Consider the following 23,668-nt stretch of genomic DNA (forward strand, 5'->3'; position numbering starts at 1 on the left):
TGGCGATTTAATACGCCATTATCATGCCTTCAGCCACCACAACAAGGGAAGACCCATGTATAAACAGTATTATTTCTTGATTTTCGCATGTTTCAAGCCCAATCTTTGCTTCGATCTCTAATGAATTGAAAAACCGTCACAAATAATTCGGAGCTAGTAACCGCAGCTACTGGAGATTTTTTCCGGATATGCCGTTTCGTCCAGGTAGGCGGCACGCTTTTTCCTATCAAGGAGAGAAGGGGGAACTGCAGTGACATGGACACAAGATGTGGCATGCCGGTCAGCGGCGGTCGCTACCAGAGATGGATTATCCACAGAAACGGTGCACAACCGTGTGGATAATGGGCAGAATTACCGCGCGTCCAGTGTATGGATTTCTCGGCAGTGCATAATGTCTGCACGGGGACTGTTAATCCCCGTGCAGGGGGCAAGCGGCAACGTGAGTTGGAAGAACCTGAAGAATGTGTACATCAGACGTAGAGAACCGCCGGCACGGTTTCAGTCACTTTTACTTTCGCCATTTTTTTCTGTCACGATAACGAGACTGGAGATATTCGTTCTGAAAGAACGGTTAGTTTTCTTCGCATAAAATGAAGCATGCGCCATCCACAGTTCGTCATGGATAACTATTTTTTGACTTGATGGATTTGGGCTTTCGATTTTTTTATCGGCCATAGCTACCTCTCGATGGTACTTACCCCAGTAACAATATCCCTTTGTGACTTGCCTGACCAGCCTTGCCTAGAATGATCCTTTTTCCCTGTCGGTACGAACAATACCGAAAGTGGCTTAATCTGGTCTGATTCAGGTTCTGAACAGTGTCGCTGCGGGTTGTTCTGGTATAAGAATGGAAGAAAGTGGTTCGGACGATGCCATTGGCATTCATTTTAGGCCAGCGGGATAATTACACGAGGAACGAAACATTGAGCATCTTTTATATCTCTATAGCAGTTGCTGCCGTATTTTTCGCTATTGTTCAACGAAGCCATGTTCTCGAAATTCGTAAAGAAATGAAGCAATATGCCGACAGAATGGAGGCTGCTGAGTTAGATTTGCACGCGATTCGAAGTGTTGTTACTAATCGATTACACAACACTGGAGCAGAGCTGAAAAACAATCTACAAAAACCAGATCCGTGCTTTCTTGAGACACTGGCCGATGACTTAATCGAAGTGCAACGTATTGTTGAGACGCGAGGGCCATCGATTATTGGCGGGCGACCATATTGGCAGATTGAGCCGCAGGAAAACCCGTATCAGTATGGTGAAAAATACCCTATGTTTCCTGATTAAAGCCGTGTTGATTTATTTCACTAATCAAGGCTGAAGAACAATGGTGGTGAATAGATTAAAGGATGTCGCTTCGCTCCACATATTTTTTATCCGCTGCACACCCGTTTGTAATAACCAGAATTCTGCCTGGTTATTTATTCATTGTGCCGTGAGCTAACTTTAGCCGGGCCGCATCGTGTTCAAGGGTAAAGCGATGCCGTTCAGTCACCCGTTCGCACACGTTGTGGAGCATTCAGCCCACAACGCGTTTGCGCTGCGGCTTCCTTTCACGCCCTTGTCCCCTCCGCTTTTCGCCCGTCTGCGTTTTGCTCACGGCACAACACCGTGCCGCATTTGTGTGAACAGGGCGGGCGGGGAAAACCCGCCAGGAGAAGAGCATGAAACGAGAAATGACAGTCCGGGCACTGAAAGAACGCTTGTCCCGCTATCCCGATGAGGCAATGTGCTGTGGCACGTTCTGGCTGGCTGATGACTTCCTGCAGCTGGAACCCTCACTGGATGAGGATGAGATTGATACCGCAATGGAGCTGGCCGATCGCTGCCACGATGCGAATGTGGGATTTAACTGGGAGTTCCTGCAGTGGGCAATTGACGAAATTCTGGAGGTGCGCGATGTGCTGGCTGATTAACTATATCCTCGATATTGCAGGCACAGAGACAACGACCCATCTTCTGCTGCGTGCAGACAATCTGCAGATGGCTGAACTGGCCGCTCGCCGGATGGGTAGAACCTGGTGGGAAGGCTCACTTTCCGGGGGAGATAAGGATGGCTACTGGACGTTTCACGACGGTACCGTGTGGTTTAGCGGGATCACCATGCTGGATGCGCGAGAGGTCGATGTTTTGACTGGACTGAAATTTCTGGATATCTGGGAAGTCAGTGGCCAGTCGGATAACCTGAACATCAATGATGACCACGGAAACGCCTGGGAGAAAGTGTTCCGATGAGTCGACGGGCATCAGGTGACAGAACCTGATGCCTTGCCTGACATCCTTAAAGGATGTCGCTTCGCTCCATTATGGTTCCGCTGCGCGGAGAGATATCCACTGCCCGTAGCCATCGTGCCCCGCCCGGCGGTCACGGGACGGGCGTTTTTTCCGCTCATGCCTGGCGCCCCTGATATTTTGCGCCAGTCACTCGCATATAAGGCTCGCCCTTCAAGCCGCTTTCGCGGCATATCCTCGTGCCGTAACAGACCGGCACTCGGTATTCCACGGTCGGCCTGACCCGTTGCCGTGCGGGGCGTTGAGGCTACGGGCAGCAGGGAACGGTGGCCGTACCGGCCACCTCCTGTCCCCCCATGTAACCTCAGGAGTCTTACTATGTCCCGATTCATCCAGGGTGATTGCGTCCGTATTATGGCTGGCTTTCCGGATAACGCCGTAGATTTCATCCTCACTGACCCTCCGTACCTTGTCGGATTCAAGGATCGTTCCGGTCGCACGCTCGCTGGCGATAAAACCGATGAATGGCTACAGCCAGCCTGCAATGAGATGTACCGCGTGTTGAAGAAGGACTCGCTCCTGGTGAGTTTTTACGGGTGGAACCGCGTTGACCGCTTTGTGAACGCCTGGAAGGCGGCGGGCTTTTCCATTGTCGGCCACCTGGTGTTTGCGAAAACCTACGCGTCAAAATCCGCTTACGTGGGCTACACCCATGAATGCGCCTACATTCTGGCAAAAGGCCGTCCGCAACTGCCGGCAAACCCGTTGCCGGATGTGCAGGGCTGGAAATATTCCGGCAATCGCCACCACCCGACAGAAAAACCGGTCACAAGCCTGCAACCGTTAATCGAATCACTCACATCGCCAGGCGCCATTGTCCTTGATCCCTTTGCAGGTTCCGGCTCCACCTGCGTTGCGGCCGCACAGGCCGGGCGCCGGTATATCGGGATCGAACTGATGGCTCAGTATCACGCTGCTGGTCAGCAACGCCTGGAAGCCGTGCGTCGCGCGATGCTGCAACCGGCCGCGAATGATGATTTCTGGCGGGAGGCCGCATGACGGAGAACGAAACCAGCCAATTACGTAAGGACGTGGCGGCGCTGGCGAACAGTATGTGCGATTTACGCGCCACGCTGAACCGACTGGAGTCCTGCTACAGCTACCAGGCCCCCTTACTGATGGAACGCCTGGCCGGGCAGACACTGCGACGTATAAATGCCGGTTTTCTGGAGGCTTACAAAGAAATCCTGGTGCTGGATGAGTGCTTTAAAGACTGATGCGTATGGCCGGGCGACTGCCCGGCCACAACGAATAACGGAGAAAACGATGTACGGAACCTGCGAAGAACTATGTGAGGAGCTGGCGCGGATGTTCACGCCTGATGAGCCGCTGGCACTGCTGTTATGGACAGAAGGGGGCACCGAAGCGGCCTGCAACGGTTTAAAACCAACGGATGAAGAGACCCATGCCGTTATGGCCACCATAGGACAGATCCCGATGGATGAATACCGGCTATATGGTGTAACCCTCGATACGGCCCGGGGGTTGCTGCAACAGCACCGTGAGGAGGCGACCCGGAAAGTGAATGTACCCGGTACGGTTCTCGCACGGCTGCTCACCAGGCTGGATCGTGACCTGACCGCACAGGAGAGCGAGGCCTGGGATGCTGGTCATACCGTACCGGACAGCATCCGCCGCGCGCGTGAGGATATCGTTATCCTGAGGCAGCATATGGCCGGAGGGGGAGCACTATGACCCCGAATTTACCGGAGCAAGCGGATGAGGCGCTGACGGTGCACCAGTTAACGGATGTGTTCTGCTATATCCTGCGGTGCGCGGAATACCAGGCGCAGCCGGATACGTTTACGCCGCCGGAGGCGGCCAATGCGATGGTGATGCAGAGTCTGCACGAAACCGTCATTGTCTGGATGCAGAACGGCTGGCCGCTGGCTGCTGCCATCCCCGAATGCGGATATCAGGTGGTACTGACCGGCATTCCCTTTTCTCCAGTGATTTACTGACCCTATCAGGAGGCCGCCGGCGCGGTCTCCTCACAGCGAAAAAGGATGTCGTGATACTCCGCTTTTTCTGGCCGGGCAGGCCGGCCGGGGATAAAAAACCCCTCCGCCACCGGTATCGCGACGGCAATCGCCGTGCCTCAACTTTAGCCCTGCTGTCAGGGATGCAAGGGCCGCTGACGCTGACTTCTGCACCCGTTCTCGCTGCTCTCCGTCCGTTATCTTCCCGTCGTTCGCCCGCTCATTTTTCGCGTGCTCACCGTCCAGCTCCCGTCCTCCGTTTGCTGCGCTGCGGCTTTGAAGTCTCCCTGGCATCCCTGACTGGTCGCAGGGCTGTCGTGTCGGCACGGCGAATGCCGGAACCGTGAACTATGTAACCGTGGAGGCTGCTATGAAAACCCTGACCGATGCTGTACTTGTGACCCGTGATGCCCGTCTGTCTTTTCTCCCTGTTCTTTTCAGCAATGATTTTGTCCGGGCTGAAATGAATATCTACACCTATGCCGATCGTTACATTCAGGATTATGACGGGGCGGAATGGCTGTTTTACACCCTGCCTGATGGTGGCGGCTATCTGGCGCCGGATGTGGAGCGTGTAAAAGTGTGGAACCCGGATAACTGGTTTGAGAAGGAGATGTCCGCCGATGCCGCCGGGATTTTTATCACCGCAATGGTGCTGAATCACCGTTGCTGGATGTACAGCCATCATGATGAGGAAGAACTTTGCAACCACTTCCTCGAACGCTACGAACAACTGATGGCATTTGTTGAAACACATCCAGAGCGCGATCTTATCCTGCGCGCTCTGGACTGACACCCTACCGGGCAGGGCGTCAGTCCTGCCCCCCCAAAAGACGTTTAGCGAGACAAAAATATGATGTATTCAACCGTTCAGGACATTACGGAAACCCTGCTGAGAGAGCACGATCCAGCCAGTAAAATCGCTGTCATTATCTGTACCGTGGAGCTGGTCAGGGCATTGTGTGATGAACCGGAGTTGCCGGACAGTATCGCGCACGAACTGCTTTCCCGTATCCCGGACGAATATATGTCGTGCAGCTTCGATGAAGACAGATTGCGGGACATGCTGGAAGGGATCCGACGTGAAAGAGTTGAAGATGAGCGCGAAGTGGTTGTTCCGGCAGAAGCGCTCTGGGCAGTGCTGGAAATAGCCCAGACTCACCTGCAACCCTTCAGGTACAGCTATGAACTCCGCCAGGAAAGCCAGCAGGAAAAGATACTAAAAGCCTTTGCTGCGCTGGAAACCGTTGAGAAATCCCTGGCCGGGTAGCAGTCAGACAGGCGGTATGGCCGCCTGTCTTATGCGAAAAGGATGTCGCTACACTCCGCATTTACAGGGCCGGGCAGGCCGGCCCGGAGATATAACCCCCTCAGCCCCCGGCGTCGCGACGGCAATCGCCGTGCCTCAACTTTAGCCCTGCTGTCAGTGATACAAGGGCCGCTAACGCTGACCTCTGCGCCCGTTCTCGCTGCTCTCCGGTCGTTATCTTCCCGTCGTTCGCCCGCTCATTTTTCGCGTGCTCACCGTCCAGCTTTCCTCCCTCCGTTTGCTGCGCTGCGGCCTTGATGTCTCCCTTGCATCACTGACTGATCGCAGGGCTGTCGTGTCGGCACGGCGAATGCCGGAATCGTGAATTCTGCCACCTGAGGAGGGCGCTATGTCTGCTGTCACACCTGCTGTCTATGTCGGTACTTATCACAAATACAATTGCGGAAGCATTGCGGGTAAGTGGTTTGACCTGACGGATTTCGATGATGAAGCTGGTTTTTATGAGGCCTGCCACCAGTTGCACCAGGACGAACATGATCCGGAACTGATGTTCCAGGACTATGAAGGGTTTCCGGACGGGCTGGCATCGGAAAGTCATATTGACTGGTCATTCGTTGCCGCCTGGCAGCAGGCAAGCCAGGAAGGGAACTCACAGGCCTTTGTGTCATGGGTGGAATACAGCGGCGTGTGTGACTACGAGGCGTTCAGGGATGCGTACAGGGGAGAGGCAAACAGCGAGGAAGATTTTGCCGTGGAATTCGTGGAAGAGTGTCAGTTACTGGAGGGGGTGCCTGAAACCATGAAGCGCTATTTTGACTACGAGGCTTATGCGCGCGATCTCTTCCTCGACACGTTTGTGATATGCGATGGATTTGTTTTCTACCGATAAGCACTTCCCCCGCGCTGGCGGGGGTTGTTCTTTGTGCGGCCTGTCAGCGCGCGAAAAACCTGCGGCCTGCGGCCGCGAAAACAGGCAACGCCGCGCCTGCGGCGCCGCGAATGCCCGTTTCCTGCTCCCGTTTCTGTTTCCGGATGATGTGCGTATTCGGGGACTGCCCTGTTAGTTTTTTATTCAGCTGATGTTTGTTGCACCGGGCGTCCCCCTGGCGGGGCGGGCTGTCATGCTGCGCACAGAGCCAGCGAAGCTGTCTCTGCCCGGGCCCTTCGGGCCAGCGGGTTTCCATCCCATGACGCAACTGCACGCTTGCTGCGACCGTTCCGGTCACGCCGCTCTGTCGCGCCGGTGACGGCGCTTCCGGCAGCCCGATACCCCCGGGCTGTAAGGGCCGGAACGCCAGCGTTCCGGACATGGTTTCATCCTCAACCTTTGTGACGTCACTCCTGGTGACCTTCAGCGGCTCGCTTTGTAGCACCGTCATTTCCGGAAATCCAGGGAAGATGAACGCCGCAAGCGGCCCCTGGATTTTCCGGCCCTGCCGTTGCTCCTCCGCTCCTTTTTGCCGCTAAAGGCTCACCAGAAGTGAATAACCGGAAAGGAGAAAACCAGGATGAAAAACCACGGCAGAAACGGCCCGGAGGCCGTTCAGTCACCCTCTGACAGTGAGGTGATCCGCCAGCGTGCAGCAGCACTGCTTGCCCGGTATGGCATCACCCTTAAACCCGGTGTGACAGCATCTGTATCGAATACGGATCGCTACGGGGAAAAGCAGTACGCCATTTACCAGGGTGAGCATCTGTTCTGGCGTGCATGGACGTATGAAACCGGCTTTCTGAACGATCTGGAGCGTTATCTTCTCGAAATGCAGAAATAAAAAAGGCAGGGGATTTACCCCTGCCTTTTTCATGCCGGAAATCCCGTTACAGCGGGGGTTCCGGCCAGTAACCATCAACATCTGAGGAATCAAATACGATGATTTACCAACCTTCGCTCATTACATCATCTGCGACCTGGATCGCGCAACAGGAATTATCGGATGAGCCGCGAAAAAAACAGTTGCGGGTCATTCATGAAGAGATCCCCGTACAGGATATCGATCCTGACCTTCGCGACCTGGGCCGTCACATTGCACGTTGCGCGCATAAGCATGTCCGGGTGCGCGTTCCGGCAATGTGCGGGAGTCAATGGAGCCATTTTCTGCGTTCGCTGGAAACCAGCCGCGCGTTGAGCTGAGAAGAGGGAGATACTCATGAAAGAACAATCCTTGTCGCTGAGTTGCATCCGGGGCATGAATCCCGGGGATTTTGAAGAAATACGCGCCCGTGGCCATGAGGCTCGCCGCGAGATGACTCACGCGGTTGTCAGCCAGTTGATCACACCGGAAGGCTGGGAGCTGAACCCGGAGTATCGCGGAGAGTTCGGCGGTTTGTTCCCTGTTCAGTGCCGGTTTTCTTCCGCCACTCGTGCGTTGGATCTATGTATCTGTAGCCCCGGCGATCTCTCCCTGGCATGGATTCTCGTGCTGGCACAGCCGGACGGCCTGTTTGTCCGCTGCGTGATGCAGCTGGCGGAATTTTATCCGGATATCTTCAATCGCCTGTTACAGGCCGCTGCAGTCATGGAAGCCAATGGCTACAGTCCGGCCTCAATGGCGGATGTCCTGGAAACCGACGCCCATAAGCTAATGAACAGTCTGTCTGATTGATGTTGCCTCAGGCACCGGCCTCTGCCGGTGCCATTTTCATGCTGTCGTCTCATTTTACCCTTCCCGTTTTCCCGGTTCTGTCGGGCGTTATCTGACCTTTCCACACCGCCTCCGTGCTGCAAGGGACGTGCGAGCACTCAGTGACTGCCCCCGGTCCCTTTGGGCTGCGGCCTTGTCACTGCCCCTGCATCACCTCGCTGCGGTGTGGCGGTCCTTCTTCACGCCCGGACAGCCGGGAGAACAATACAGAAGGAAAGGAAAATGAAACGACAGAACGACATTAATGATACCGCCACACTCAGCCCGGAGCAGATCACCGACCTTTTTGAACACGTTGTCACCGTGACGGCAAACAAACGGCAGGAGAGTGATTTTTGCCCCCCGCTCGAGGCAGTGGAATACACTGTTTTTGACGGGCCGGACTACCTTAGCGTCTGGCTCCTTGATGGCTGGCCGGTTGCGGCCGCAGCACCGCTGGATGGTTTCTTCCGCCATCTGGAGGTGCAGCCATGAGGTTGCTCACCCGTAGCGCCGAAGGGACCGATGTTCTGCCCGAGAATGTCGGTGCAGACGAAGCTCGCCGACAATTCGTTCGCCTTTTCAGTCACACAGCCCGCCATCATCGGCGGTATGAAGTCTTCTCAGATTTTATCGCGCTGGTCGCCCGTGAACTCGACGTCGCCGGTATAGCTACTCAGCCAGGTAACGGCGAATACACCAGAATCAGCAGTAGATACAACGACACTGATTTTGAACAGTTTCACCACCTTTTTGAACTGATGATTAGGGCGCTGGAGAGAAAGCACCATGATTTTCTCGGTTCCGTATTTATGGAGCTTGAGCTGGGCGACAGCAGGATGGGGCAATTCTTCACACCGTGGGAACTGACAAAAATGCTGGCGCAGCTGCTGCGTGGCGATATTCTGGCACAGTTGCAAGACCAGCCGTTCGTCACGTTCGGCGAACCTGCCAGTGGCGCAGGCGGAATGGTTATAGCCTGGGCTGATGTGATGCTCGAAGCCGGGGCCAATCCTGCGGAGCATCTCTTTGCCTCATGCACTGATTTGGATCAGCTGGCCGCAGATATGACCTATGTGCAACTCAGTCTGCTCGGGATCCCCGCAGAAGTGAAAACCGGCAACTCGCTTTCGCAGAACATCAGTCAAACCAGGTATACCCCCGTTTATTACCTTAATGGATGGGATTTTCGTCTGAGTACATGGGAGATGCTCCAGGCGCTTCGGAAACTTGTCCTTTAATCCCTGGACATTATGGGATGGCCATTGGACTTGATATGACACCACTTTATGATACTATCATTAGTATCATTTTTTGATACCATGAAAATATGAAGCGACAACATAAAAAGACGTTAGAGGCGATTTATCGTCGCCCGGTGACAGGGACGCTGGAATGGCGGGACTTTAAGGCGCTGATGATTTCTCTGGGAGCAGATGTTGACGACAGTGCCGAGGGGTCGCGGGTAGCGTTTACGTTACAGGGGCAGGTGCGGGTATATCATCGTCCGCACCCTGAAACAACAATGGACAAAGGTGCGGTGAATTCGACCCGCGTTTGGTTAGATAGTATGGGGATAAGGCCATGATTAATGTGATGAAAATTAACGGTCAAACAGCCGTGATCAACTTTGATCCTGAAATTGACATGTTTCGCGGTGAGTTTATCGGTCTGAATGGCGGCGCGGATTTTTACGCGGACAACGTGAAGGATTTAAAACAGGAGGGCGCAGCTTCCCTGAAATTCTTTCTTGAAACGTGTCAGGCCAAAGGTGTGGAACCTTACAAGGCTTACAGCGGTAAGATTTCCACTCGTCTGACTCCGGAGCGCCATGCCATTCTGGAAGGTATCGCCGCAGCACAAGGGGAGAGTATTAATCAGCTTTTAAATGAGGGTGCTGACCTTATTATTCAGCAGTATGCCTGACCAGAGAAAGCCTGTCGTTCAGACAGGCTTTCTCTCCTGGTGAATGAGTGACAAGACACTCTCCTGAAAGCATATGCCCGTCTGTTGCAGGTTCAGGAGCCGGAAGCGGCAAAAAAAAACCATCAGGCGACATCACCTGACGGTTCAAATTGAGTCTGGTTCTTTCCACGACGACCAGTGCGGCGAATCATATCCATAAATGTGATCTGGTGCACATAATTTACAAACTCAAATTTTTTAACCTTCTTTTTACCTTTTCCCGGAGCCGGCCCCTTCAACGTGCTTTGCACATGCGGGGCCGCTGCCGCCCGAAGGCGGCGTAAGGCCACCTGGTTTTCTTCCTCTTCCCTTAGACGTTTGCGATAGCGTGGATGTTGCCGTTTTGAACCTGCATCTCCGGTTACGAAATGGCAAGGTTCGCATGCTTTACTCCTTGTCATTTCGCGCCCGGCGCTGCGGACGGTTTACGTCAACATCAGGTCCGCTGTCGCGCCCGGAATAAAGGGAAGACGGCAGAAGAGGCTTCGCCTCTGACGGACTTTCATTTCAAAAATGGAGAATGAAATATGTCACGTAAAACTGCCAAAAATCAGGTTCAGAACGCTGTCGATAACGCGCCGGTGGAGTATATCGCGCTGCAACATCTGCAAAAATCCCCGCTGAATGTCAGTATCCTGCCGTACACCCCGGAGAGCGTCCGTGACCTGGCTGACAATATTGCCGCTGTCGGTCTGCTGCATAATCTGGTTGTTCACGACATGGCTGACGGGATTTCAGGTGTGGCCGCCGGTGGACGGCGTCTTGCGGCGCTGGCATTGCTGGCCGGAGAAGGGCGCTGGCCGGAAGAAATGCTGATCCCGGTGAAACGCGTCAGCGAAAAACTGGCCGTGGCCGTCTCGATGAGCGAGAACAGCAAACGCCGCACCATGCACCCGGCAGAGCAGGTTGCCGGATTCAGAATGATGGCTGAGGAAGGGAAAAGTGCCGCGCAGATTGGTGATTTGCTGGGGTATCAGACCCGTCATGTGCAGCGGATGCTGAAACTGGCCGGACTGGCCCCTGAACTCCTTGACGCGCTGGCCAGAGATGACATCACCACGGAACATTGTCAGGTGCTGGCACTGGAGGACAGTCAGGAACGTCAGATGCAGGTGTGGGAACAGGCCTGTCAGGAATACATCAACGTGACACCCGGCGTGTTACGCCGTTATATCACGGAAAATGAAGTTTCCATTCTGAACAATGCCCGGTTTCAGTGGCTGGGTGAGGCGGCCTATGTTGACGGCGGCGGCGAGGTGCGCCGCGATTTGTTCAGTGAGGAGGATGCTGGATACGTGAACCCGACGTTGCTGGATCAGCTTGTGTTGCAGAAACTGGACGCGCATGCACAGGCATTATGTGAAGAAGAGGGCTGGGCATGGGCAGCAGGACGTCTGTCAGTCCTTACACGCTGGAGCGCGGATGCCGGAGATTATGTTTTCCTTTCCCCTGATGCGGGTGAATTCACTGATGAAGAAGAAGCACGTTATGACGACCTGCGTCATAGGAAGGATGACGATGCTGCCGCAGAGATGGCAGCAATGGAAGATGTTGCAGAACGCCGTGCCTGGACTGCGGAACAAAAGGCCGTGGCGGGGCTGATTGTCTGCCTGGTGGATGGAGACATTCATGTCATGTACGGGATTGTCCGCCGCGCTGATATGAATATAAATGCGGATGAAACCACCACGGCTATGGCGGGATCTGACGAAAAAGGGACGGACAACGCCGAAGTGAAAACCGGTATTGATGCGCTTGCGGCATCCTTTGTGTTGGCTATGTCGGGTGAGCGAACTCTGGCGGTACAGGCCGCCCTTAGCGATCAGCCGCAGGTGGCGCTGGCGCTACTGACCTGGACGTTGTGCCAGGGTTGTTTCACCGCCCGTTATGGGGTGAATCCGCTCGATGTCCGGCTGACCTCGTCTCAGCACACGTTGGTGTCCTCTGCGCTTTCCGGGAAAAGTGGGCGTGGTTTTCAGCATCTGGAACAGCAGCGTGAAGCCTGGCATGCGCAGTTTCCGGAGGGATGGGACACATCATTCAGCTGGTTGCTGGGGTGGCCGCAGGAAAGGGTGATTGCCCTGCTGGGATTCTGCGTGTCACAGGGCATCAATGGTGTTCAGGAACGCCAGTATGGACGTACCGGAAGCAGTCCTCTGGATGGTCTGGAAACGGTGATGGGATTTGACCTGCGCGAGTGGTGGCAGCCAACGGCGGCGGGATTCTTCTGCAAACTGAACAAGCGTCAGATTTCAGACTCGCTGTCGGACGCCGGACTGAGCGATGCGGCGCGTGACGTACTGGCGATGAAGCGTAGTGAGGCCGCCGAACGCGCCGGGACAGAAATGGCTGAGACCCGTTGGGTGCCGTCTTGGATGAAACCGCGAGTGGATGTATCGAGTGACGGTGACAGTGTCACTGAGAAAGCTGCGTAAGTGCAGGATGCCGCCCGTTACCGGGCGGCAAACCCATTCCCGATCATCCTAAAGAGCCTGTTATATGACCACCAGTACTCAATTTTCCCCCGTTTCCGTTACGGAACTGGCCCGTGTGGCCGTCAATGGTGCTGCGTTTATTCACGCTGAGGAGCTGAATAATGCAGACCGCGCCGCCCTGGTGGCAGAGGCGTTGTGCCTCTTTTCCACCCGTACCGGGCTGGCGCGCACTGGAGAGGATGTCCGCACCGTAATCACCGATTTTCTTGCCGATCTGATGCACTTGTGCCGCGCAGTCGGCATTGAGCGTGATGAACTGCCCGGACTCATGATGGTTGCGGAAATGCATTTTGATGACGAAATCAACGAAGAGGGCTGACACCCATCCCGACGCCGGTACGTCCGGCGTCATTTTCTGCTGATTTCGAAAAGGGCCTCCTGCTGCCGTTCCGGCCGCGCGGCCCCGGCGGTACGCCGGTGGCGACCGCAAAGGAAAGCCGGGTTTCCCGGCCTGCATACCGCTCTCCCCCTTAACCTCCTGGCAGGCGGAACGTCCGGAGCTGTTCCCTACGGTGCCCGTTCCTGTTCCGGATACAAGGGTGAAGGCTTTGCCCGTCGGCAAGCCGCCGCCCCTGCATCCGTCACTGACGGAACGTGCGAACCGGGTCACAGCACCGGGTTCCGCCCTCCAGATGGAGGAATAAGGACACGGCAGAAAGGGCCACTGGCCCGTAACCCGAAGGAGAGAGTAGTGAATCAGATTAACAATGATGTGTACTGGTTTGAATTTCCGGCAATCCGTGGTCAGCAGGGTGGACGTGAACAGTATGTCCTGTTTGCTCCCATGAACATGCTACGCCGCATTCTGGCACCGGACGACGCAGGGGAGGTTATGTCCCGTTCTCAGCGCGAACTGAACCAGACCCGTTCCCGCCGGATCACCAAATACCTGACCCACGGACACGATACAGGTGGTGACTTCATCCTTGGGACCCTCACCGGGAACATCAACAAACCCGTGGAGTTCCGTGCAGCTGAGGGCGTTCAGGGGAACGTGGGACGTCTGTTTATCCCTATGGACGCCGAGATTAAATTGTTTGATGGCCAACACCGCGCCCGTGGGATCATGGATTATATCGCGGCGCGTCCGGAGGCCTCCGATATGATCACCTTGCTGCTGACCACCGGGCTGACGCTGGAAACCCGGCAGCAGTTTTTCTCGGACATTAACAACAATGCCAGTAAACCCGCCACGGCTATCTCGATGGCCTACAACCACAAAGACCCTCTGAACGATCTGGTCCGCCATATTGCGTCCAGTGTGGAGGCTCTGAATCAGCGCGTGGACTATGAACACAATGTTGTTCCGGCGAAAAGCGATCTGCTGGTCAGTTTCAAGGCTCTACATGATGCCACCCGAAAAATGACGGGGCTTCGTGCCGGTGATGCGGTTCCCGACAACGTCCGGAACGATGCAACGGAACTCTGGCGTTGCTGGTCCGAGGTATTACGCTGGGACTGGATCGGTGGCCAGCTTGGGGCGGGTTATTACCGTAGTGTCAGCATCGGAACGCACGGGGTGATGTTAAATGCAATTGGCCTGGCGACGGGGATGATGCTGGAACATCATACTGCTGCGTCTGTTGCCGTGCAGCTGCGCCAGCGAATGACGGAACTGCCGGAGATTGATGTGGTGGAGTATTTTAGTCATGCGCACTGGGAGGGGGTTTGCGTGGACAGCGAAACCAGAACCGTTAAGTGCGATGCCGCAGCCCAGAACAGGACTGCCACCCGACTGTTATCGTTATTCGGCTTGGACCCCGCACATCCCCATGCCTGGCTGCGTGAAGCGTGTGACGGTAGCGTCAGCGATGAACTTGTGGCCGAACTGGCCACGAAAGTCGAGACCGTGGCCAGCGAAAAGGCCTGCGCTCCTGAACGGGTAAAAGCCGAAATTCCGCTGATGCTGGCCCGAAGCAACGGGGAGTTTTTGTCAACCCTGCGGAATATTCGCAAGCTACGTCAGTGGGTGGCGTCACTGGCCGGGTGACTGGTCCGGAGCCTGCCAGGTGGGGCAGGCTTATTTTCCCCCGGTGCAGTGCATATTTTCAAGCATCGAGATAATTGCGTCGCGGGGATGTTTGCGTGGTCGGCTCCGCCAGTCCGGCAGTAACTGGCGGGTGCTCAGGGCAAGGGTGGCTAGTTCAGTCTGCCGTGACACTTCCTGCGCATTCTCCCAGTCGTGCCATGTCCGCAGACTGACGCCCATTTCCCTGGCCGCTTTCTCCCGTGACCAGCACATTCCCCTGCGCCAGAGTTTAAGTTCCCATCCGGTCATATTTATCTCATAAAAAAGTGCAGAATCTGCACTTATTTTATCGTGAAATAATTTTTTAAAAAGTGCAGATTCTGCACTTTTTTCACATTAAGGATGTGCCCCTGTCTGACGCCAGCGGGGCACACCGTTTTTTTACCAGGGTCTGCGGCCGCTCCGTGCCGTGTGGTTTAGCTATTCGCCGGTGACCTGGTGGCCGGGATTGGCGGATTTCCTGTCGCAGGTATCTCATCACAACGTCTCGCTGGCTGGCAAGGGACGCAAGCTGGCCTGCGGCCCCCATGACAGCGCTCCCCGTTGTGCTGTTCCTCCTGTTGCGACACGAAGATCCGCAACTTTTTATCCACCTGGAGGACACCATTATGCAGAAACATCACAACGGCACGGCAGCCGATACCCCTTCCACAATTGTTCCTGGCAGTGAGCAGGACGATATCCCGGATTTCCCCGAAGATTTTACGCAGCATCCACGTCATCTCATGACTGACATGGAAATGCTGGCGCTCTTTGACAGGCCATTGTGGACCTACCCACCCAACAAAATCAGAAAATAATTTGGATGCGCCTCTGCTGATGATGGCGGGGCGCACTATTTTCTGACGTCGCCTGCGCGTGCCCTACCTTGTTGTGTTGCTAATAACTGATCACCCGGTGGGGACGTTCTGCGGATTTCCTGTCGCAGGTATCTCATCACAACGTCTCGTTGGCTGGCAAGGGACGCGAAGCTGACCTGCGGCCCCCTCTGCCAGCACTCCCCGCCGTGCTGTTCCTCCTGTTGCGACACGAAGATCCGCAACTTTTATCCACCTGGAGGACACCATTATGTTGCAACACCACAACGGCACGGCAGAAGACGTGTTATCGCATTGCACTCTCAGCCAGGACATTCAACCGGATAGCGGGCAGAGGATGATCCCGTCCGTAGCCATTGACCGAATTCTGGCGCACCGTCAGGCTGGACTGGCGGCGCTGGAGAGCGCGATGCAACTGCTTACAGAAGCGAAAGTACAGTTTTCTTCTGCAGGATGCAGTCATGCCGGTGGCATGTCATTTCCTCGCCTGATGGAAAGTGCCCTGTATCACTGCGCAGACAAAAGCCGGTGGCAGAAAATTATCCTTCGCGACGTTGACCGGGAGATCTGGCAGAAACTAATGCATGATTCCGGCATGCTAACCCTGATGAACACAGATCAGATCGATGCCTGGCATACGTCGCTGTACAGCGATGATATGCCGGAGGCTACGCTGGAAAATGTACTGGCATCATTTCGCCAGTTGCATGCCTCATCTGCGTCAATGTTTGAGCAGGGTATAGTGTCACTGTTTGAAAAACTGTCGTGGGATTACAAAACCAACAATGTGCGGAAGTTTGGAAAGAAAATCATCATCAATATGTTGGTTGATGTCACCCGCTGGGGCGTCAGTGCTCATCAACGTGGTATCACACGCCTCGACGATCTGTATAAAGCTTTCTGCTGGCTGGACAATAAATCCGTGCCCGATTTTCGTGACGGAGCTGGATGCCAGTTCCGGGATTTTGTGCATACAAATCAGCTTAACGGTGAGGATTTCACGTCAGAGTATTTCAGTCTGCGGTATTTCAAAAAAGGATCAGGTCATATCACCTTTATTCGCATGGACCTGGTTGAAAAGATGAATGACATTCTGGCCTGTCATTATCCGAATGCATTACCTCCTGCGTAAATCAGCTATCCGGCAGTCTGTCAAAGGACTGCCTATTTATGTGTGCGGAGTGTTTTTCTCTTGTGCATTCAGCTTTTTGCCGGACTACGGCGCAAGGTATTCCCGTCATAACCTGCATCACTGACCCGACAGAAACAAGGTACGCACAGCTTTACTCCCTGTTTCTGTCGGTCCGGTGACGCGAACGGTTGACGTGAACAACCTGAATGCGCCGCAGTCCACAAAGACTGACGGCATAAAGAGTGATAACAGGAGGATATACAGATGGCCTTTTACCGCGTCAGCCCGGAACAAATTGCATCTATTGCCCGATACGCCTGCGATGTTGCAGGGATTATCAACCCAACCTTTGCCGTAGTGTTTTCCCGCGAACTGGCGAAAGTGAATGCGCAGTCTATGGCCACATTGTCGGACAGTGATGTGTATACAGATGAGATAAGCGATGAATTTGTCGAGGAAATGAAATGTTTTGATGCTGCGCAAACACTGGCCTTTATCTGCCACTATCGGTACCAGGTTACGGAAGAATCATTTTTTTCTGCCTCTGTCATTGGCATTTTACTGGAGCAGGTAGCCTCACACTGTCGGGGGGAAATTATCCGGATGGCAGAACAACAAAAAAGTGAACAAGAAGGAGGAGAATTTTGCACAGATTGTGAAAAAGTCAGGCGACTTCTGGTGAAAAAAATTGACCCACTGACAGACATGCTGATTGCCGGATTGAGTGGAAAACTTCGCTGGAAATGGGGAATGTAAATCAGGAAATCAGGAAGGACGTAAATGTCCTTCCTGTTACAACTATTGGTTTTCTGAAATTGCTGGATTAGCTTGCTTCTGATTGCGATTTTTTTTGATAACTTTTTTCTTTTCCGCATCACGCATGATGTCACGTAATGCTCTGTCACTAATCTCATAGCCCGCTGTTTTAAGCGTCTCTTTGATGTCGGTCAGGGTATACCCTTTAGTTTTCACCAGTGCTATTAGATCGTCACGGATCGCAGCCAAAAAATCCTGCTGCGTTTTTCTCTGCGGCGTTAAATCTGGTAATCCAGACAAGGCCTCTTTTGCCTTTTGAATGTCAGCGTCGGAATAAAACGTTTTTTTACTCATCTGCACACCTTAAATAATCAAAAAATCCGATAAATCATACCAGTTATGTCAAAAAAGTGGCAGTGCTCTGCACTGCCGATGCCGTCAAAACCGCCATAGGCGAAACCGATACTGACGTGTATAATGGCCTAAAAAACGGGACAGGATGTGCATTTGTAATACCGCGCACGCACGATATTACAAATGCCACCTGGTCAGGGCTTCGCCCCGACACCCCAGTAAGGAGCCCGCATGAGCGACAAAGTATCCCGAAGGGGAAGCGATAAACGGCAGAAAACCGTGATTAAGACCGTGAGATTCACTCCGGATGAAAACGAGAAGGTTGAGGCTCAAGCCGAACTAACGGGGCAATCTGTATCGGCATTTATCAGAAATGCGGCGCTGAACAGAAAGGTTACTGCAAAAGCTGACGAAACCTTTCTGACCGAACTTATGCGGCTCGGGAGATTGCAAAAACATCTTTTCGTAGAAGGGAAACGGGTTGGTGATAAAGATTACGCGGATGTGCTTGTTGCCATTACTGATCTGGCAAATGCATTCAGAAAACAACTGATGAATAACGATTAAACCGGAGAGAACAGCAACATTATGATCGCCGTCATTCCACCGAAACGCAGAGATGGAAAGTCCTCATTTATGGACCTGGTCTCCTATGTTTCCGTGCGTGATGAAGCGCGTGATGATGACCTGGTGGAAGCGGTAAAAGCCTCCGGGATGAAACCTGAAATGCCTCATCGCAGTCGTTTTTCCCGCCTTGTGGACTACGCCACAAAATTGCGTGATGAGTCATTTGTCTCACTGGTCGATGTGATGCCGGACGGCGGGGAGTGGGTCAATTTTTACGGGGTGACATGCTTTCATAACTGCACGTCCATCGAAATGGCAGCAGACGAAATGGAGTTCACCGCACGACAGGCAAAATTTGCTCACGAAAACAGTGACCCTGTTTTTCACTACCTTCTCAGCTGGCAGTCACATGAAAGTCCGCGCCCTGAACAGATTTATGACTCTGTTCGTCATTCCCTGCGAAAACTAGGAATGTCCGATCACCAGTTTGTCGCAGCTGTTCATACCGATACTGACAACCTGCACGTTCACGTTGCTGTTAACCGCGTACACCCGGAAACAGGCTACCTGAACAGACTGGCGTTCAGTCAGGAAAAGCTGAACAAAGCGTGTCGTGAACTGGAACTCAGGCACGGTTTTTCACCCGACAATGGTTGCTACGTTATCACTCCGGACAAACGTATTGTCCGCAGGACATCCGTAGAGCGTGACAGACAGAGCGCATGGAAACGTGGCCGGACACAAAGTCTGAAAGAATACATTGCCGATACCGCGATTGCCGGACTACGGGAAGAGCCTGTTACTGACTGGCCGTCCCTGCATCAGCGCTTTGCGAAAGAAGGTCTCGTTCTGGTTCAGGAAAAGGGTGACCTGATGGTGAAAGATGCCTGGGAGCGTGAGCGTCCAGGTGTCACTCTGACGGCGTATGGCCCGGCATGGCGATCGGAAAAACTCATCAAAAAACTGGGGGAATTCACACCGCCGGCGCAGGATATTTTTCATCAGGTGACGCAGGTTGGTCGCTACGATCCCGCGAAAGTAACAACCTCTTCACGTCCTGAAAAAATGACGGAAACGAAGAGCCTCTCAGACTTTGCCATTGCCAGACTGCGCGCACCGCTGATGGCACTGGACCAGGATCCTGAGAAGCGGAATATACAGTCAGTGCATACCCTTCTTGCGCAGTCAGGACTGTATCTGCAGGAGCAACACGGCAAACTGGTTATCTGTGACGGTTATGACAGAACGCGTACGCCGGTTCGTGCAGAACGCGTCTGGCCAGCGCTTACAAAATCGGTCATGGAAAGTTATGAAGGGGGCTGGAAGCCTGTTCCAGCGGATATTTTCCAGCAGGTTCCACCGACAGAACGATACACCGGAGCCGGACTGGAGGCGACACCGGTCAGTGACCGCGAGTGGCGAAAACTGCGAACCGGTTCTGGTCCGCAGGGCGCACTCAAACGTGAAATTTTCTCGGATAAGGAAAGTCTGTGGGGGTATGCGATATCTCACTGCCGGCAGGAGATAGAAACGTTGATCAGCGGCGACGAATTCACCTGGTCACGCTGCCATGAGATTTTTGCGCGGCAGGGACTGCTGCTGATGCGAGAGCATCAGGGGCTGGTAGTTATGGACGCGTACAATCATGACCAGACGCCCGTGAAAGCGAGTCATGTTCATCCGGACCTGACGCTTGCAAGAGCGGAACCCCATGCTGGTTCATTTGAACAGGTACCGACAAATATCTTTGAGCGTGTTCCACCGGAAAGCCGGTATAACCCGGAACTGGCCGTGAGCGATCGTGATATTCCAGGCATGAAACGTGACCCTGAACTCCGTCGCCAGCGGCGTGAAGCACGTGCAGTTGCGCGCGAAGATCTGAAGGCTCGTTACTCAGCGTGGCGCGCAAACTGGCGCCGGCCGGATTTGCGTGGACGGGAACGTTATCAGGAAATTCATAACGACTGCCGGATACGCAAAGCCCATATCCGGGTGCAACACCGCGACCCGCTGGTCAGAAAACTGCATTACCATATTGCAGAAGTACAACGTATGCAGGCGCTGATTGCGCTGAAGAACGCGATGAAAGCCGAGCGGATGGAACTGATAGGTGAGGGGAAATGGTACCCGCCGTCGTACCGGCAGTGGGTTGAGGTGGAAGCGCTGAAAGGTGACAAGGCTGCGATATCGCAACTGCGTGGATGGGATTATCGTGATCGCCGTGGTGATGCAGTAAAAGTGACAACGGACAATCGGTGTGTCGTGATTTGTGAGCCGGGAGGTACGCCGGTATATTCCGGAGTTCCTGGGCTTAAGCCTGCACTACAGAAGAATGGTCGTGTGCAGTTCCGCGACGCAGAAACCGGGCAGCATGTCTGTACGGACTACGGCGATCGTGTGATATTCGGGAACAGCCGAAATTACGACACGCTGAAACAGAATATGGTGAGAGTCTCCCCCATATTGTTCAGTCGCTCTCCGGATGTGGCAATGGCTCCTCAGGGCGACAATGAACAGTTCAACCAGGCTTTTGCGAACATGGTAGCGTGGCACAATGTTAATCGACAGGACGGTGCTGAGTACCTGATTTCGCGGTCTGATGTTGACCGGTTACGTGTTGAAAGTGAACAGCGCTTTACGGATATGGCGAGTCAGAATAATGAAGCTCAGTATGAGCGTGAGGAACCCCAGAATACCTGGCAGCCACCTTCACCAAGATAAGAGTGGCATTAACAGTAAACAGGATGGTTGCGGAAATGGATGGTGCTCTAAAACAAGCAGATTTATCGTATCTGCCTGAACAAGTCTCTCAGGCAGCCAGGGAACTTGTTGACCTGAAATTTCGAATTGATATGGCTGCCAGAAATGATACATCGGATATTCCGGATGATTTACACGGAAGGATGAGAGGTGGTGAGTGGGGCCCTCATTTCGGACTGGAATTTTTCTGCTGTATTATTCCGTTCCTCCCGAGAGACTTTGAGTCCTGCTCTGCAACTGAACAGTTAGTGCCTACATATCACACCTTTGGTTGCAGCTGGCGTTGGTGGCCAGATCGCTATTGCGATGAAAAAGATGAGCAAAATATCAGGTATCATATTTTTTCTGATCCGGGTCTGAAAAGCACGAGCTACACTTTTATCCCTCAACTGGGCCTCTTTTGCCCGGGGGAGGGTAAGAATAGAGTAAACTTTTGCCGTCATCATAACATCGAGTACATTCCTGCTCGCGTTTATCCCCATGACTACCCTGAAGCCAAACGCATTTCTATATATGTACTGAGAATTGCGGGCGGCAGGGATGTATGGGCTGTCCTTGATAATCGCTATGTGCAGAAAGTCAGTCACTATGCTTATGCACTGCCACTATTACGTGCCTATGGCGTAACCATCGCCGAAAAATGGCCTGGAACATTGCCATCGCTATCAGATATCCTGGCAAATATGCAGAGATGTTCAGATGATTCGATTTTTCATAATACCGTGATTGACATAAAGGCTGTCCAGGACCTACTCGACAGTAATGAAGCTGACAAAAACACCGGAGAATGCTTTGTCAAAACCAGCATACTTGAATTGCCCCTGAGAGGTACTTTTCGCGTTGGTTTGATTGCACTGGCTTTATGTATGGTTTCTCTAATTGGTTACCGTTTTTTCTCTGAGGGAGTGTTGGGGAGCCTTTTGCTTTGCACCGCTGCATTTTTATCCGGGAGCATTGCTGTAGTTACATTGCCGATGTTTAGTATCAAACGTAAGTCCCTGATAGAGTAGTTGACTGCTGAGTGAAATTTCTGACGAAATAAACCGACTAGCTGAGCCGGGTTCCCCCGTTTGAACTTTCTCATGTTGATGTCATTGCATTAAGTGCAAACATTCTTGACAGCCACTCTTCCACACATTCTTGGTCGACTGGTCTGCTTTTCAGACCTTCGGCAGGACTAACGTTGAAAAACCAATATTCCCCATCGTAAAGCATACTTTTGCTCTGCCAGGACACGTAACCTGAGGCCCGGTATCGCTTTCCGGGTATGAATTCTTCAAAACGATATTCAATCCCACCGTTTTCATTCACTTGTGGAGTAAAACGAAACCGGGTTACTTCCTCTGGTAATAACAGATGAGGGCATTCCGAATCTTCTCGCAGGGAATCATCTCCCCTGAAACCCGGGACTTTAAATACGATTGAGAACACAGGCAGTGGGAAGACGAATGGGGCTACTTTTTCGTTTTTCACAGCGGAATAGCACTCCAGATTTCTCACACCGGTAAAAACGATACTAAATCCCATATTGCTGTAACGAGCTATAGTGTCGTTAAGGAGTTTGAAAAGGATTTTTTGTCTATGGGAAAGCTCATATCTGCGGGTTTTGCTGCGATTGTCTTTCTCAGCCTGGCTGTTGACGCCCGCTTTTAAGCGATCAACATATGTTTCTTTTTTCACTTTGTGCTCCTTCTTTTCGGCGACAACGATCTTTAACATACTAGGCGTCCTAGATCACCAGTGGCGTAGGTTTATCCTGTAGCTGATTGGCGGAGGCTAAGGGGATGGTGTTGAAAGCGAGCATCACAAGGGGATCACAGAATTAATAACGGCGGGCCACGTCACTGAAATGTCCATCCTGCTGCACAACAGACTTGATAGGGGTTGACATTTAACTTCAAGGCCTTATCCTTATACATAAGAAGCGTCAACGATGCTTTGAAAAACAGGTGATACGCTACCATTAAGTGCGACTTGAAAAACAGGTGATACGCTACCATCAAGTGCGACTTGAAAAACAGGTGATACGCTACCATTAAGTGCGACTTGAAAAAATTTTAAAAGTGGCTTTTTAGCCACTTTTTTTTCGCCTGAAGGATCTCGCGATGAAATTCTACACTGTCAGTGATTCTTACATCAGTCATTTGAAAGCCGTTGATAGCCGTGTCCCCGATAATTATGGCGGTGGGCGTGCTTTCATTGGTATTGTTCTTGAAGTTAACGGGTTGAAGTATCTTGCCCCACTAACGTCATATAAGCCCAAGCAGGACACTCTACAACCATCATCACCTACAATTTTCAAACTTCATGAACGTAACAATCCGGATAACAAGTTAGGTATGGTCTGCCTTAACAACATGTTACCGGTGACTGATGAGGTTATCGAATTGTTAGATATGGATGCCCAACCCGCTCGCTACCAGAAAATGCTTTACCGGCAGTTTGAATTTATCAAACTGCATGCAGCTGATATTGAAACTAAGGCTCAGAATTTATATAAGATTGTAACCGTTGATAAGCATGTTTTTTTCTGCAGAATTAGTTGTGATTTCGAACTTCTGGAAGAAGCATTAAAATCGTACACTGAGCAATGATTGAAGTGCTTATGGTGTAAAAACAAAAAAG

Annotated in this window: 34 protein-coding genes; 27 read left to right on the plus strand and 7 right to left on the minus strand. The window is 52.9% G+C overall.

Annotation, left to right across the window (positions count from 1 at the left end):
* Window positions 1-498: 498 nt before the first annotated feature.
* Window positions 499-675, minus strand: coding sequence for a hypothetical protein (locus tag HX884_RS03905; protein WP_178327673.1), 177 nt, complete (start codon window positions 673-675; stop codon window positions 499-501).
* Between the two features lie 248 nt (window positions 676-923).
* Here HX884_RS03905 and HX884_RS03910 point away from each other — a divergent pair, with 248 nt between their 5' ends.
* The 10 genes from HX884_RS03910 (at window position 924) to HX884_RS03955 (ending at window position 6,435) form a co-directional block, all read left to right on the plus strand.
* A complete protein-coding gene (locus HX884_RS03910) occupies window positions 924-1,292 on the plus strand; it encodes a hypothetical protein (RefSeq protein WP_178327671.1) in 369 nt (122 codons plus the stop codon).
* A 377-nt stretch (window positions 1,293-1,669) separates the two neighbouring features.
* A complete protein-coding gene (locus HX884_RS03915) occupies window positions 1,670-1,921 on the plus strand; it encodes a hypothetical protein (RefSeq protein WP_178327674.1) in 252 nt (83 codons plus the stop codon).
* Window positions 1,905-2,240 (plus strand): hypothetical protein, encoded by a 336-nt coding sequence (locus HX884_RS03920; protein ID WP_178327675.1) that lies wholly within the window; start codon window positions 1,905-1,907, stop codon window positions 2,238-2,240. The genes HX884_RS03915 and HX884_RS03920 overlap by 17 nt, the downstream gene beginning before the upstream one ends.
* A 375-nt stretch (window positions 2,241-2,615) precedes the next feature.
* Window positions 2,616-3,296 carry a DNA methylase gene (locus HX884_RS03925; RefSeq protein ID WP_178327676.1) on the plus strand — a complete coding sequence of 227 codons (681 nt, stop codon included), beginning with the start codon at window positions 2,616-2,618 and terminating at the stop codon, window positions 3,294-3,296.
* The gene (locus tag HX884_RS03930; protein ID WP_178327677.1) at window positions 3,293-3,514 is read left to right on the plus strand and encodes a hypothetical protein; all 222 of its coding nucleotides are present in this window, start codon (window positions 3,293-3,295) and stop codon (window positions 3,512-3,514) included. Before HX884_RS03925 ends, HX884_RS03930 begins: the two co-directional genes overlap by 4 nt.
* A gap of 49 nt (window positions 3,515-3,563) precedes the next feature.
* On the plus strand, window positions 3,564-3,992 hold the full coding sequence (locus tag HX884_RS03935; protein WP_178327678.1) for a DUF1380 family protein: 429 nt from the start codon (window positions 3,564-3,566) through the stop codon (window positions 3,990-3,992).
* Window positions 3,989-4,258, plus strand: coding sequence for a hypothetical protein (locus tag HX884_RS03940; RefSeq protein ID WP_178327679.1), 270 nt, complete (start codon window positions 3,989-3,991; stop codon window positions 4,256-4,258). The genes HX884_RS03935 and HX884_RS03940 overlap by 4 nt, the downstream gene beginning before the upstream one ends.
* Window positions 4,259-4,646: 388 nt before the next feature.
* The gene (locus HX884_RS03945) at window positions 4,647-5,069 is read left to right on the plus strand and encodes an antirestriction protein (RefSeq protein WP_178327680.1); all 423 of its coding nucleotides are present in this window, start codon (window positions 4,647-4,649) and stop codon (window positions 5,067-5,069) included.
* 60 nt (window positions 5,070-5,129) lie between these two features.
* On the plus strand, window positions 5,130-5,546 hold the full coding sequence (locus HX884_RS03950) for a hypothetical protein (protein ID WP_178327681.1): 417 nt from the start codon (window positions 5,130-5,132) through the stop codon (window positions 5,544-5,546).
* Window positions 5,547-5,934: 388 nt separating this feature from the next.
* Window positions 5,935-6,435 carry an antirestriction protein ArdA gene (locus HX884_RS03955; RefSeq protein ID WP_178327682.1) on the plus strand — a complete coding sequence of 167 codons (501 nt, stop codon included), beginning with the start codon at window positions 5,935-5,937 and terminating at the stop codon, window positions 6,433-6,435.
* Window positions 6,436-6,478: 43 nt separating this feature from the next.
* On the opposite strand, the gene HX884_RS03960 is transcribed toward HX884_RS03955, so the two are convergent.
* Window positions 6,479-6,925, minus strand: coding sequence for a hypothetical protein (locus tag HX884_RS03960; protein ID WP_178327683.1), 447 nt, complete (start codon window positions 6,923-6,925; stop codon window positions 6,479-6,481).
* Window positions 6,926-7,054: 129 nt separating this feature from the next.
* Between HX884_RS03960 and HX884_RS03965 the strand changes: the two genes are divergently transcribed.
* The 7 genes from HX884_RS03965 to HX884_RS03995 all read left to right on the plus strand — a co-directional run bounded on the left by HX884_RS03965 (window position 7,055) and on the right by HX884_RS03995 (window position 10,093).
* Window positions 7,055-7,318, plus strand: a complete 264-nt coding sequence (locus tag HX884_RS03965; protein WP_256737087.1) for a hypothetical protein — start codon at window positions 7,055-7,057, stop codon at window positions 7,316-7,318.
* 98 nt (window positions 7,319-7,416) lie between these two features.
* Window positions 7,417-7,677 carry a hypothetical protein gene (locus tag HX884_RS03970; RefSeq protein ID WP_178327672.1) on the plus strand — a complete coding sequence of 87 codons (261 nt, stop codon included), beginning with the start codon at window positions 7,417-7,419 and terminating at the stop codon, window positions 7,675-7,677.
* A 16-nt stretch (window positions 7,678-7,693) separates the two neighbouring features.
* Entirely contained in the window at window positions 7,694-8,149 is a 456-nt protein-coding gene (psiB, locus tag HX884_RS03975) for a conjugation system SOS inhibitor PsiB (protein WP_178327684.1), read from the plus strand.
* A gap of 261 nt (window positions 8,150-8,410) precedes the next feature.
* Window positions 8,411-8,662, plus strand: coding sequence for a hypothetical protein (locus tag HX884_RS03980; RefSeq protein WP_178327685.1), 252 nt, complete (start codon window positions 8,411-8,413; stop codon window positions 8,660-8,662).
* Window positions 8,659-9,408: an N-6 DNA methylase gene (locus HX884_RS03985; RefSeq protein ID WP_178327686.1), complete on the plus strand. Its 750-nt coding sequence runs from the start codon at window positions 8,659-8,661 to the stop codon at window positions 9,406-9,408. The genes HX884_RS03980 and HX884_RS03985 overlap by 4 nt, the downstream gene beginning before the upstream one ends.
* An 89-nt stretch (window positions 9,409-9,497) precedes the next feature.
* Window positions 9,498-9,755 (plus strand): type II toxin-antitoxin system HicA family toxin, encoded by a 258-nt coding sequence (locus HX884_RS03990; RefSeq protein ID WP_178327687.1) that lies wholly within the window; start codon window positions 9,498-9,500, stop codon window positions 9,753-9,755.
* Window positions 9,752-10,093 (plus strand): type II toxin-antitoxin system HicB family antitoxin, encoded by a 342-nt coding sequence (locus tag HX884_RS03995; RefSeq protein ID WP_178327688.1) that lies wholly within the window; start codon window positions 9,752-9,754, stop codon window positions 10,091-10,093. The genes HX884_RS03990 and HX884_RS03995 overlap by 4 nt, the downstream gene beginning before the upstream one ends.
* Before the next feature lie 122 nt (window positions 10,094-10,215).
* Here HX884_RS03995 and HX884_RS04000 read toward each other — a convergent pair whose 3' ends face one another.
* Window positions 10,216-10,533, minus strand: a complete 318-nt coding sequence (locus HX884_RS04000) for a hypothetical protein (RefSeq protein WP_178327689.1) — start codon at window positions 10,531-10,533, stop codon at window positions 10,216-10,218.
* A 126-nt stretch (window positions 10,534-10,659) separates the two neighbouring features.
* Between HX884_RS04000 and HX884_RS04005 the strand changes: the two genes are divergently transcribed.
* The 3 genes from HX884_RS04005 (at window position 10,660) to HX884_RS04015 (ending at window position 14,617) form a co-directional block, all read left to right on the plus strand.
* On the plus strand, window positions 10,660-12,567 hold the full coding sequence (locus HX884_RS04005; RefSeq protein WP_178327690.1) for a ParB/RepB/Spo0J family partition protein: 1,908 nt from the start codon (window positions 10,660-10,662) through the stop codon (window positions 12,565-12,567).
* Window positions 12,568-12,631: 64 nt separating this feature from the next.
* Window positions 12,632-12,946: a hypothetical protein gene (locus HX884_RS04010; RefSeq protein ID WP_178327691.1), complete on the plus strand. Its 315-nt coding sequence runs from the start codon at window positions 12,632-12,634 to the stop codon at window positions 12,944-12,946.
* A 372-nt stretch (window positions 12,947-13,318) separates the two neighbouring features.
* Window positions 13,319-14,617 carry a DGQHR domain-containing protein gene (locus tag HX884_RS04015; protein ID WP_178327692.1) on the plus strand — a complete coding sequence of 433 codons (1,299 nt, stop codon included), beginning with the start codon at window positions 13,319-13,321 and terminating at the stop codon, window positions 14,615-14,617.
* Window positions 14,618-14,647: 30 nt separating this feature from the next.
* Here HX884_RS04015 and HX884_RS27140 read toward each other — a convergent pair whose 3' ends face one another.
* Window positions 14,648-14,905, minus strand: coding sequence for a helix-turn-helix transcriptional regulator (locus HX884_RS27140; protein ID WP_256737088.1), 258 nt, complete (start codon window positions 14,903-14,905; stop codon window positions 14,648-14,650).
* A gap of 278 nt (window positions 14,906-15,183) precedes the next feature.
* On the opposite strand from HX884_RS27140, the gene HX884_RS04025 reads away from it, so the two are divergent.
* The 3 genes from HX884_RS04025 to HX884_RS04035 all read left to right on the plus strand — a co-directional run bounded on the left by HX884_RS04025 (window position 15,184) and on the right by HX884_RS04035 (window position 17,362).
* On the plus strand, window positions 15,184-15,456 hold the full coding sequence (locus tag HX884_RS04025) for a hypothetical protein (RefSeq protein ID WP_178327693.1): 273 nt from the start codon (window positions 15,184-15,186) through the stop codon (window positions 15,454-15,456).
* A gap of 268 nt (window positions 15,457-15,724) precedes the next feature.
* Window positions 15,725-16,606, plus strand: coding sequence for a DUF4942 domain-containing protein (locus HX884_RS04030; RefSeq protein ID WP_178327694.1), 882 nt, complete (start codon window positions 15,725-15,727; stop codon window positions 16,604-16,606).
* A gap of 264 nt (window positions 16,607-16,870) precedes the next feature.
* Window positions 16,871-17,362: a hypothetical protein gene (locus HX884_RS04035; protein WP_178327695.1), complete on the plus strand. Its 492-nt coding sequence runs from the start codon at window positions 16,871-16,873 to the stop codon at window positions 17,360-17,362.
* Between the two features lie 42 nt (window positions 17,363-17,404).
* Here HX884_RS04035 and HX884_RS04040 read toward each other — a convergent pair whose 3' ends face one another.
* The gene (locus tag HX884_RS04040; RefSeq protein WP_178327696.1) at window positions 17,405-17,716 is read right to left on the minus strand and encodes a winged-helix domain-containing protein; all 312 of its coding nucleotides are present in this window, start codon (window positions 17,714-17,716) and stop codon (window positions 17,405-17,407) included.
* Between the two features lie 231 nt (window positions 17,717-17,947).
* Between HX884_RS04040 and mobA the strand changes: the two genes are divergently transcribed.
* Genes mobA through HX884_RS04055 form a run of 3 tightly spaced genes read left to right on the plus strand, consistent with a single transcriptional unit; the run spans window position 17,948 to window position 22,053 of the window.
* Window positions 17,948-18,283 (plus strand): plasmid mobilization protein MobA, encoded by a 336-nt coding sequence (gene mobA, locus HX884_RS04045; RefSeq protein ID WP_178327697.1) that lies wholly within the window; start codon window positions 17,948-17,950, stop codon window positions 18,281-18,283.
* Between the two features lie 21 nt (window positions 18,284-18,304).
* Entirely contained in the window at window positions 18,305-21,004 is a 2,700-nt protein-coding gene (locus HX884_RS04050; RefSeq protein ID WP_178327698.1) for a relaxase/mobilization nuclease domain-containing protein, read from the plus strand.
* Between the two features lie 23 nt (window positions 21,005-21,027).
* The gene (locus HX884_RS04055; RefSeq protein WP_256737089.1) at window positions 21,028-22,053 is read left to right on the plus strand and encodes a hypothetical protein; all 1,026 of its coding nucleotides are present in this window, start codon (window positions 21,028-21,030) and stop codon (window positions 22,051-22,053) included.
* A gap of 70 nt (window positions 22,054-22,123) precedes the next feature.
* Here the strand turns inward: HX884_RS04055 and HX884_RS04060 are convergent, their stop codons facing one another.
* Complete coding sequence (locus tag HX884_RS04060; RefSeq protein WP_178327699.1) at window positions 22,124-22,762, minus strand: hypothetical protein; 639 nt, start codon at window positions 22,760-22,762, stop codon at window positions 22,124-22,126.
* Window positions 22,763-22,954: 192 nt separating this feature from the next.
* The gene (locus HX884_RS04065; RefSeq protein ID WP_178327700.1) at window positions 22,955-23,122 is read right to left on the minus strand and encodes a hypothetical protein; all 168 of its coding nucleotides are present in this window, start codon (window positions 23,120-23,122) and stop codon (window positions 22,955-22,957) included.
* A gap of 26 nt (window positions 23,123-23,148) precedes the next feature.
* Here HX884_RS04065 and HX884_RS04070 point away from each other — a divergent pair, with 26 nt between their 5' ends.
* Window positions 23,149-23,637, plus strand: coding sequence for a type III toxin-antitoxin system ToxN/AbiQ family toxin (locus HX884_RS04070; protein WP_178327701.1), 489 nt, complete (start codon window positions 23,149-23,151; stop codon window positions 23,635-23,637).
* Window positions 23,638-23,668 lie beyond the last annotated feature (31 nt).

It is taken from the genome of Enterobacter sp. SECR19-1250 (assembly GCF_013391025.1).
Lineage (GTDB): Bacteria > Pseudomonadota > Gammaproteobacteria > Enterobacterales > Enterobacteriaceae > Enterobacter > Enterobacter cloacae.

What these genes read in the sequence shown, in the direction of transcription:
- HX884_RS03955 (WP_178327682.1), top strand. Translation starts at nt 5,935, where the DNA reads ATGTCTGCTGTCACACCTGCTGTCTATGTCGGTACTTATCACAAATAC.
- HX884_RS04025 (WP_178327693.1), top strand. Translation starts at nt 15,184, where the DNA reads ATGACAGCGCTCCCCGTTGTGCTGTTCCTCCTGTTGCGACACGAAGAT.
- HX884_RS03905 (WP_178327673.1), bottom strand. Translation starts at nt 675, where the DNA reads ATGGCCGATAAAAAAATCGAAAGCCCAAATCCATCAAGTCAAAAAATA.
- HX884_RS04035 (WP_178327695.1), top strand. Translation starts at nt 16,871, where the DNA reads ATGGCCTTTTACCGCGTCAGCCCGGAACAAATTGCATCTATTGCCCGA.
- HX884_RS03945 (WP_178327680.1), top strand. Translation starts at nt 4,647, where the DNA reads ATGAAAACCCTGACCGATGCTGTACTTGTGACCCGTGATGCCCGTCTG.
- HX884_RS03950 (WP_178327681.1), top strand. Translation starts at nt 5,130, where the DNA reads ATGATGTATTCAACCGTTCAGGACATTACGGAAACCCTGCTGAGAGAG.
- HX884_RS04070 (WP_178327701.1), top strand. Translation starts at nt 23,149, where the DNA reads ATGAAATTCTACACTGTCAGTGATTCTTACATCAGTCATTTGAAAGCC.
- HX884_RS03980 (WP_178327685.1), top strand. Translation starts at nt 8,411, where the DNA reads ATGAAACGACAGAACGACATTAATGATACCGCCACACTCAGCCCGGAG.
- HX884_RS03990 (WP_178327687.1), top strand. Translation starts at nt 9,498, where the DNA reads ATGAAGCGACAACATAAAAAGACGTTAGAGGCGATTTATCGTCGCCCG.
- HX884_RS04050 (WP_178327698.1), top strand. Translation starts at nt 18,305, where the DNA reads ATGATCGCCGTCATTCCACCGAAACGCAGAGATGGAAAGTCCTCATTT.
- HX884_RS04060 (WP_178327699.1), bottom strand. Translation starts at nt 22,762, where the DNA reads ATGTTAAAGATCGTTGTCGCCGAAAAGAAGGAGCACAAAGTGAAAAAA.
- HX884_RS03940 (WP_178327679.1), top strand. Translation starts at nt 3,989, where the DNA reads ATGACCCCGAATTTACCGGAGCAAGCGGATGAGGCGCTGACGGTGCAC.
- HX884_RS27140 (WP_256737088.1), bottom strand. Translation starts at nt 14,905, where the DNA reads ATGACCGGATGGGAACTTAAACTCTGGCGCAGGGGAATGTGCTGGTCA.
- HX884_RS03930 (WP_178327677.1), top strand. Translation starts at nt 3,293, where the DNA reads ATGACGGAGAACGAAACCAGCCAATTACGTAAGGACGTGGCGGCGCTG.
- HX884_RS04040 (WP_178327696.1), bottom strand. Translation starts at nt 17,716, where the DNA reads ATGAGTAAAAAAACGTTTTATTCCGACGCTGACATTCAAAAGGCAAAA.
- HX884_RS03935 (WP_178327678.1), top strand. Translation starts at nt 3,564, where the DNA reads ATGTACGGAACCTGCGAAGAACTATGTGAGGAGCTGGCGCGGATGTTC.
- HX884_RS04030 (WP_178327694.1), top strand. Translation starts at nt 15,725, where the DNA reads ATGTTGCAACACCACAACGGCACGGCAGAAGACGTGTTATCGCATTGC.
- HX884_RS03965 (WP_256737087.1), top strand. Translation starts at nt 7,055, where the DNA reads ATGAAAAACCACGGCAGAAACGGCCCGGAGGCCGTTCAGTCACCCTCT.
- HX884_RS03925 (WP_178327676.1), top strand. Translation starts at nt 2,616, where the DNA reads ATGTCCCGATTCATCCAGGGTGATTGCGTCCGTATTATGGCTGGCTTT.
- HX884_RS04010 (WP_178327691.1), top strand. Translation starts at nt 12,632, where the DNA reads ATGACCACCAGTACTCAATTTTCCCCCGTTTCCGTTACGGAACTGGCC.
- HX884_RS03970 (WP_178327672.1), top strand. Translation starts at nt 7,417, where the DNA reads ATGATTTACCAACCTTCGCTCATTACATCATCTGCGACCTGGATCGCG.
- HX884_RS04000 (WP_178327689.1), bottom strand. Translation starts at nt 10,533, where the DNA reads ATGACAAGGAGTAAAGCATGCGAACCTTGCCATTTCGTAACCGGAGAT.
- HX884_RS03995 (WP_178327688.1), top strand. Translation starts at nt 9,752, where the DNA reads ATGATTAATGTGATGAAAATTAACGGTCAAACAGCCGTGATCAACTTT.
- HX884_RS03960 (WP_178327683.1), bottom strand. Translation starts at nt 6,925, where the DNA reads ATGACGGTGCTACAAAGCGAGCCGCTGAAGGTCACCAGGAGTGACGTC.
- HX884_RS04055 (WP_256737089.1), top strand. Translation starts at nt 21,028, where the DNA reads ATGGTTGCGGAAATGGATGGTGCTCTAAAACAAGCAGATTTATCGTAT.
- HX884_RS04005 (WP_178327690.1), top strand. Translation starts at nt 10,660, where the DNA reads ATGTCACGTAAAACTGCCAAAAATCAGGTTCAGAACGCTGTCGATAAC.
- mobA (WP_178327697.1), top strand. Translation starts at nt 17,948, where the DNA reads ATGAGCGACAAAGTATCCCGAAGGGGAAGCGATAAACGGCAGAAAACC.
- HX884_RS03920 (WP_178327675.1), top strand. Translation starts at nt 1,905, where the DNA reads ATGTGCTGGCTGATTAACTATATCCTCGATATTGCAGGCACAGAGACA.
- HX884_RS03915 (WP_178327674.1), top strand. Translation starts at nt 1,670, where the DNA reads ATGAAACGAGAAATGACAGTCCGGGCACTGAAAGAACGCTTGTCCCGC.
- psiB (WP_178327684.1), top strand. Translation starts at nt 7,694, where the DNA reads ATGAAAGAACAATCCTTGTCGCTGAGTTGCATCCGGGGCATGAATCCC.
- HX884_RS03985 (WP_178327686.1), top strand. Translation starts at nt 8,659, where the DNA reads ATGAGGTTGCTCACCCGTAGCGCCGAAGGGACCGATGTTCTGCCCGAG.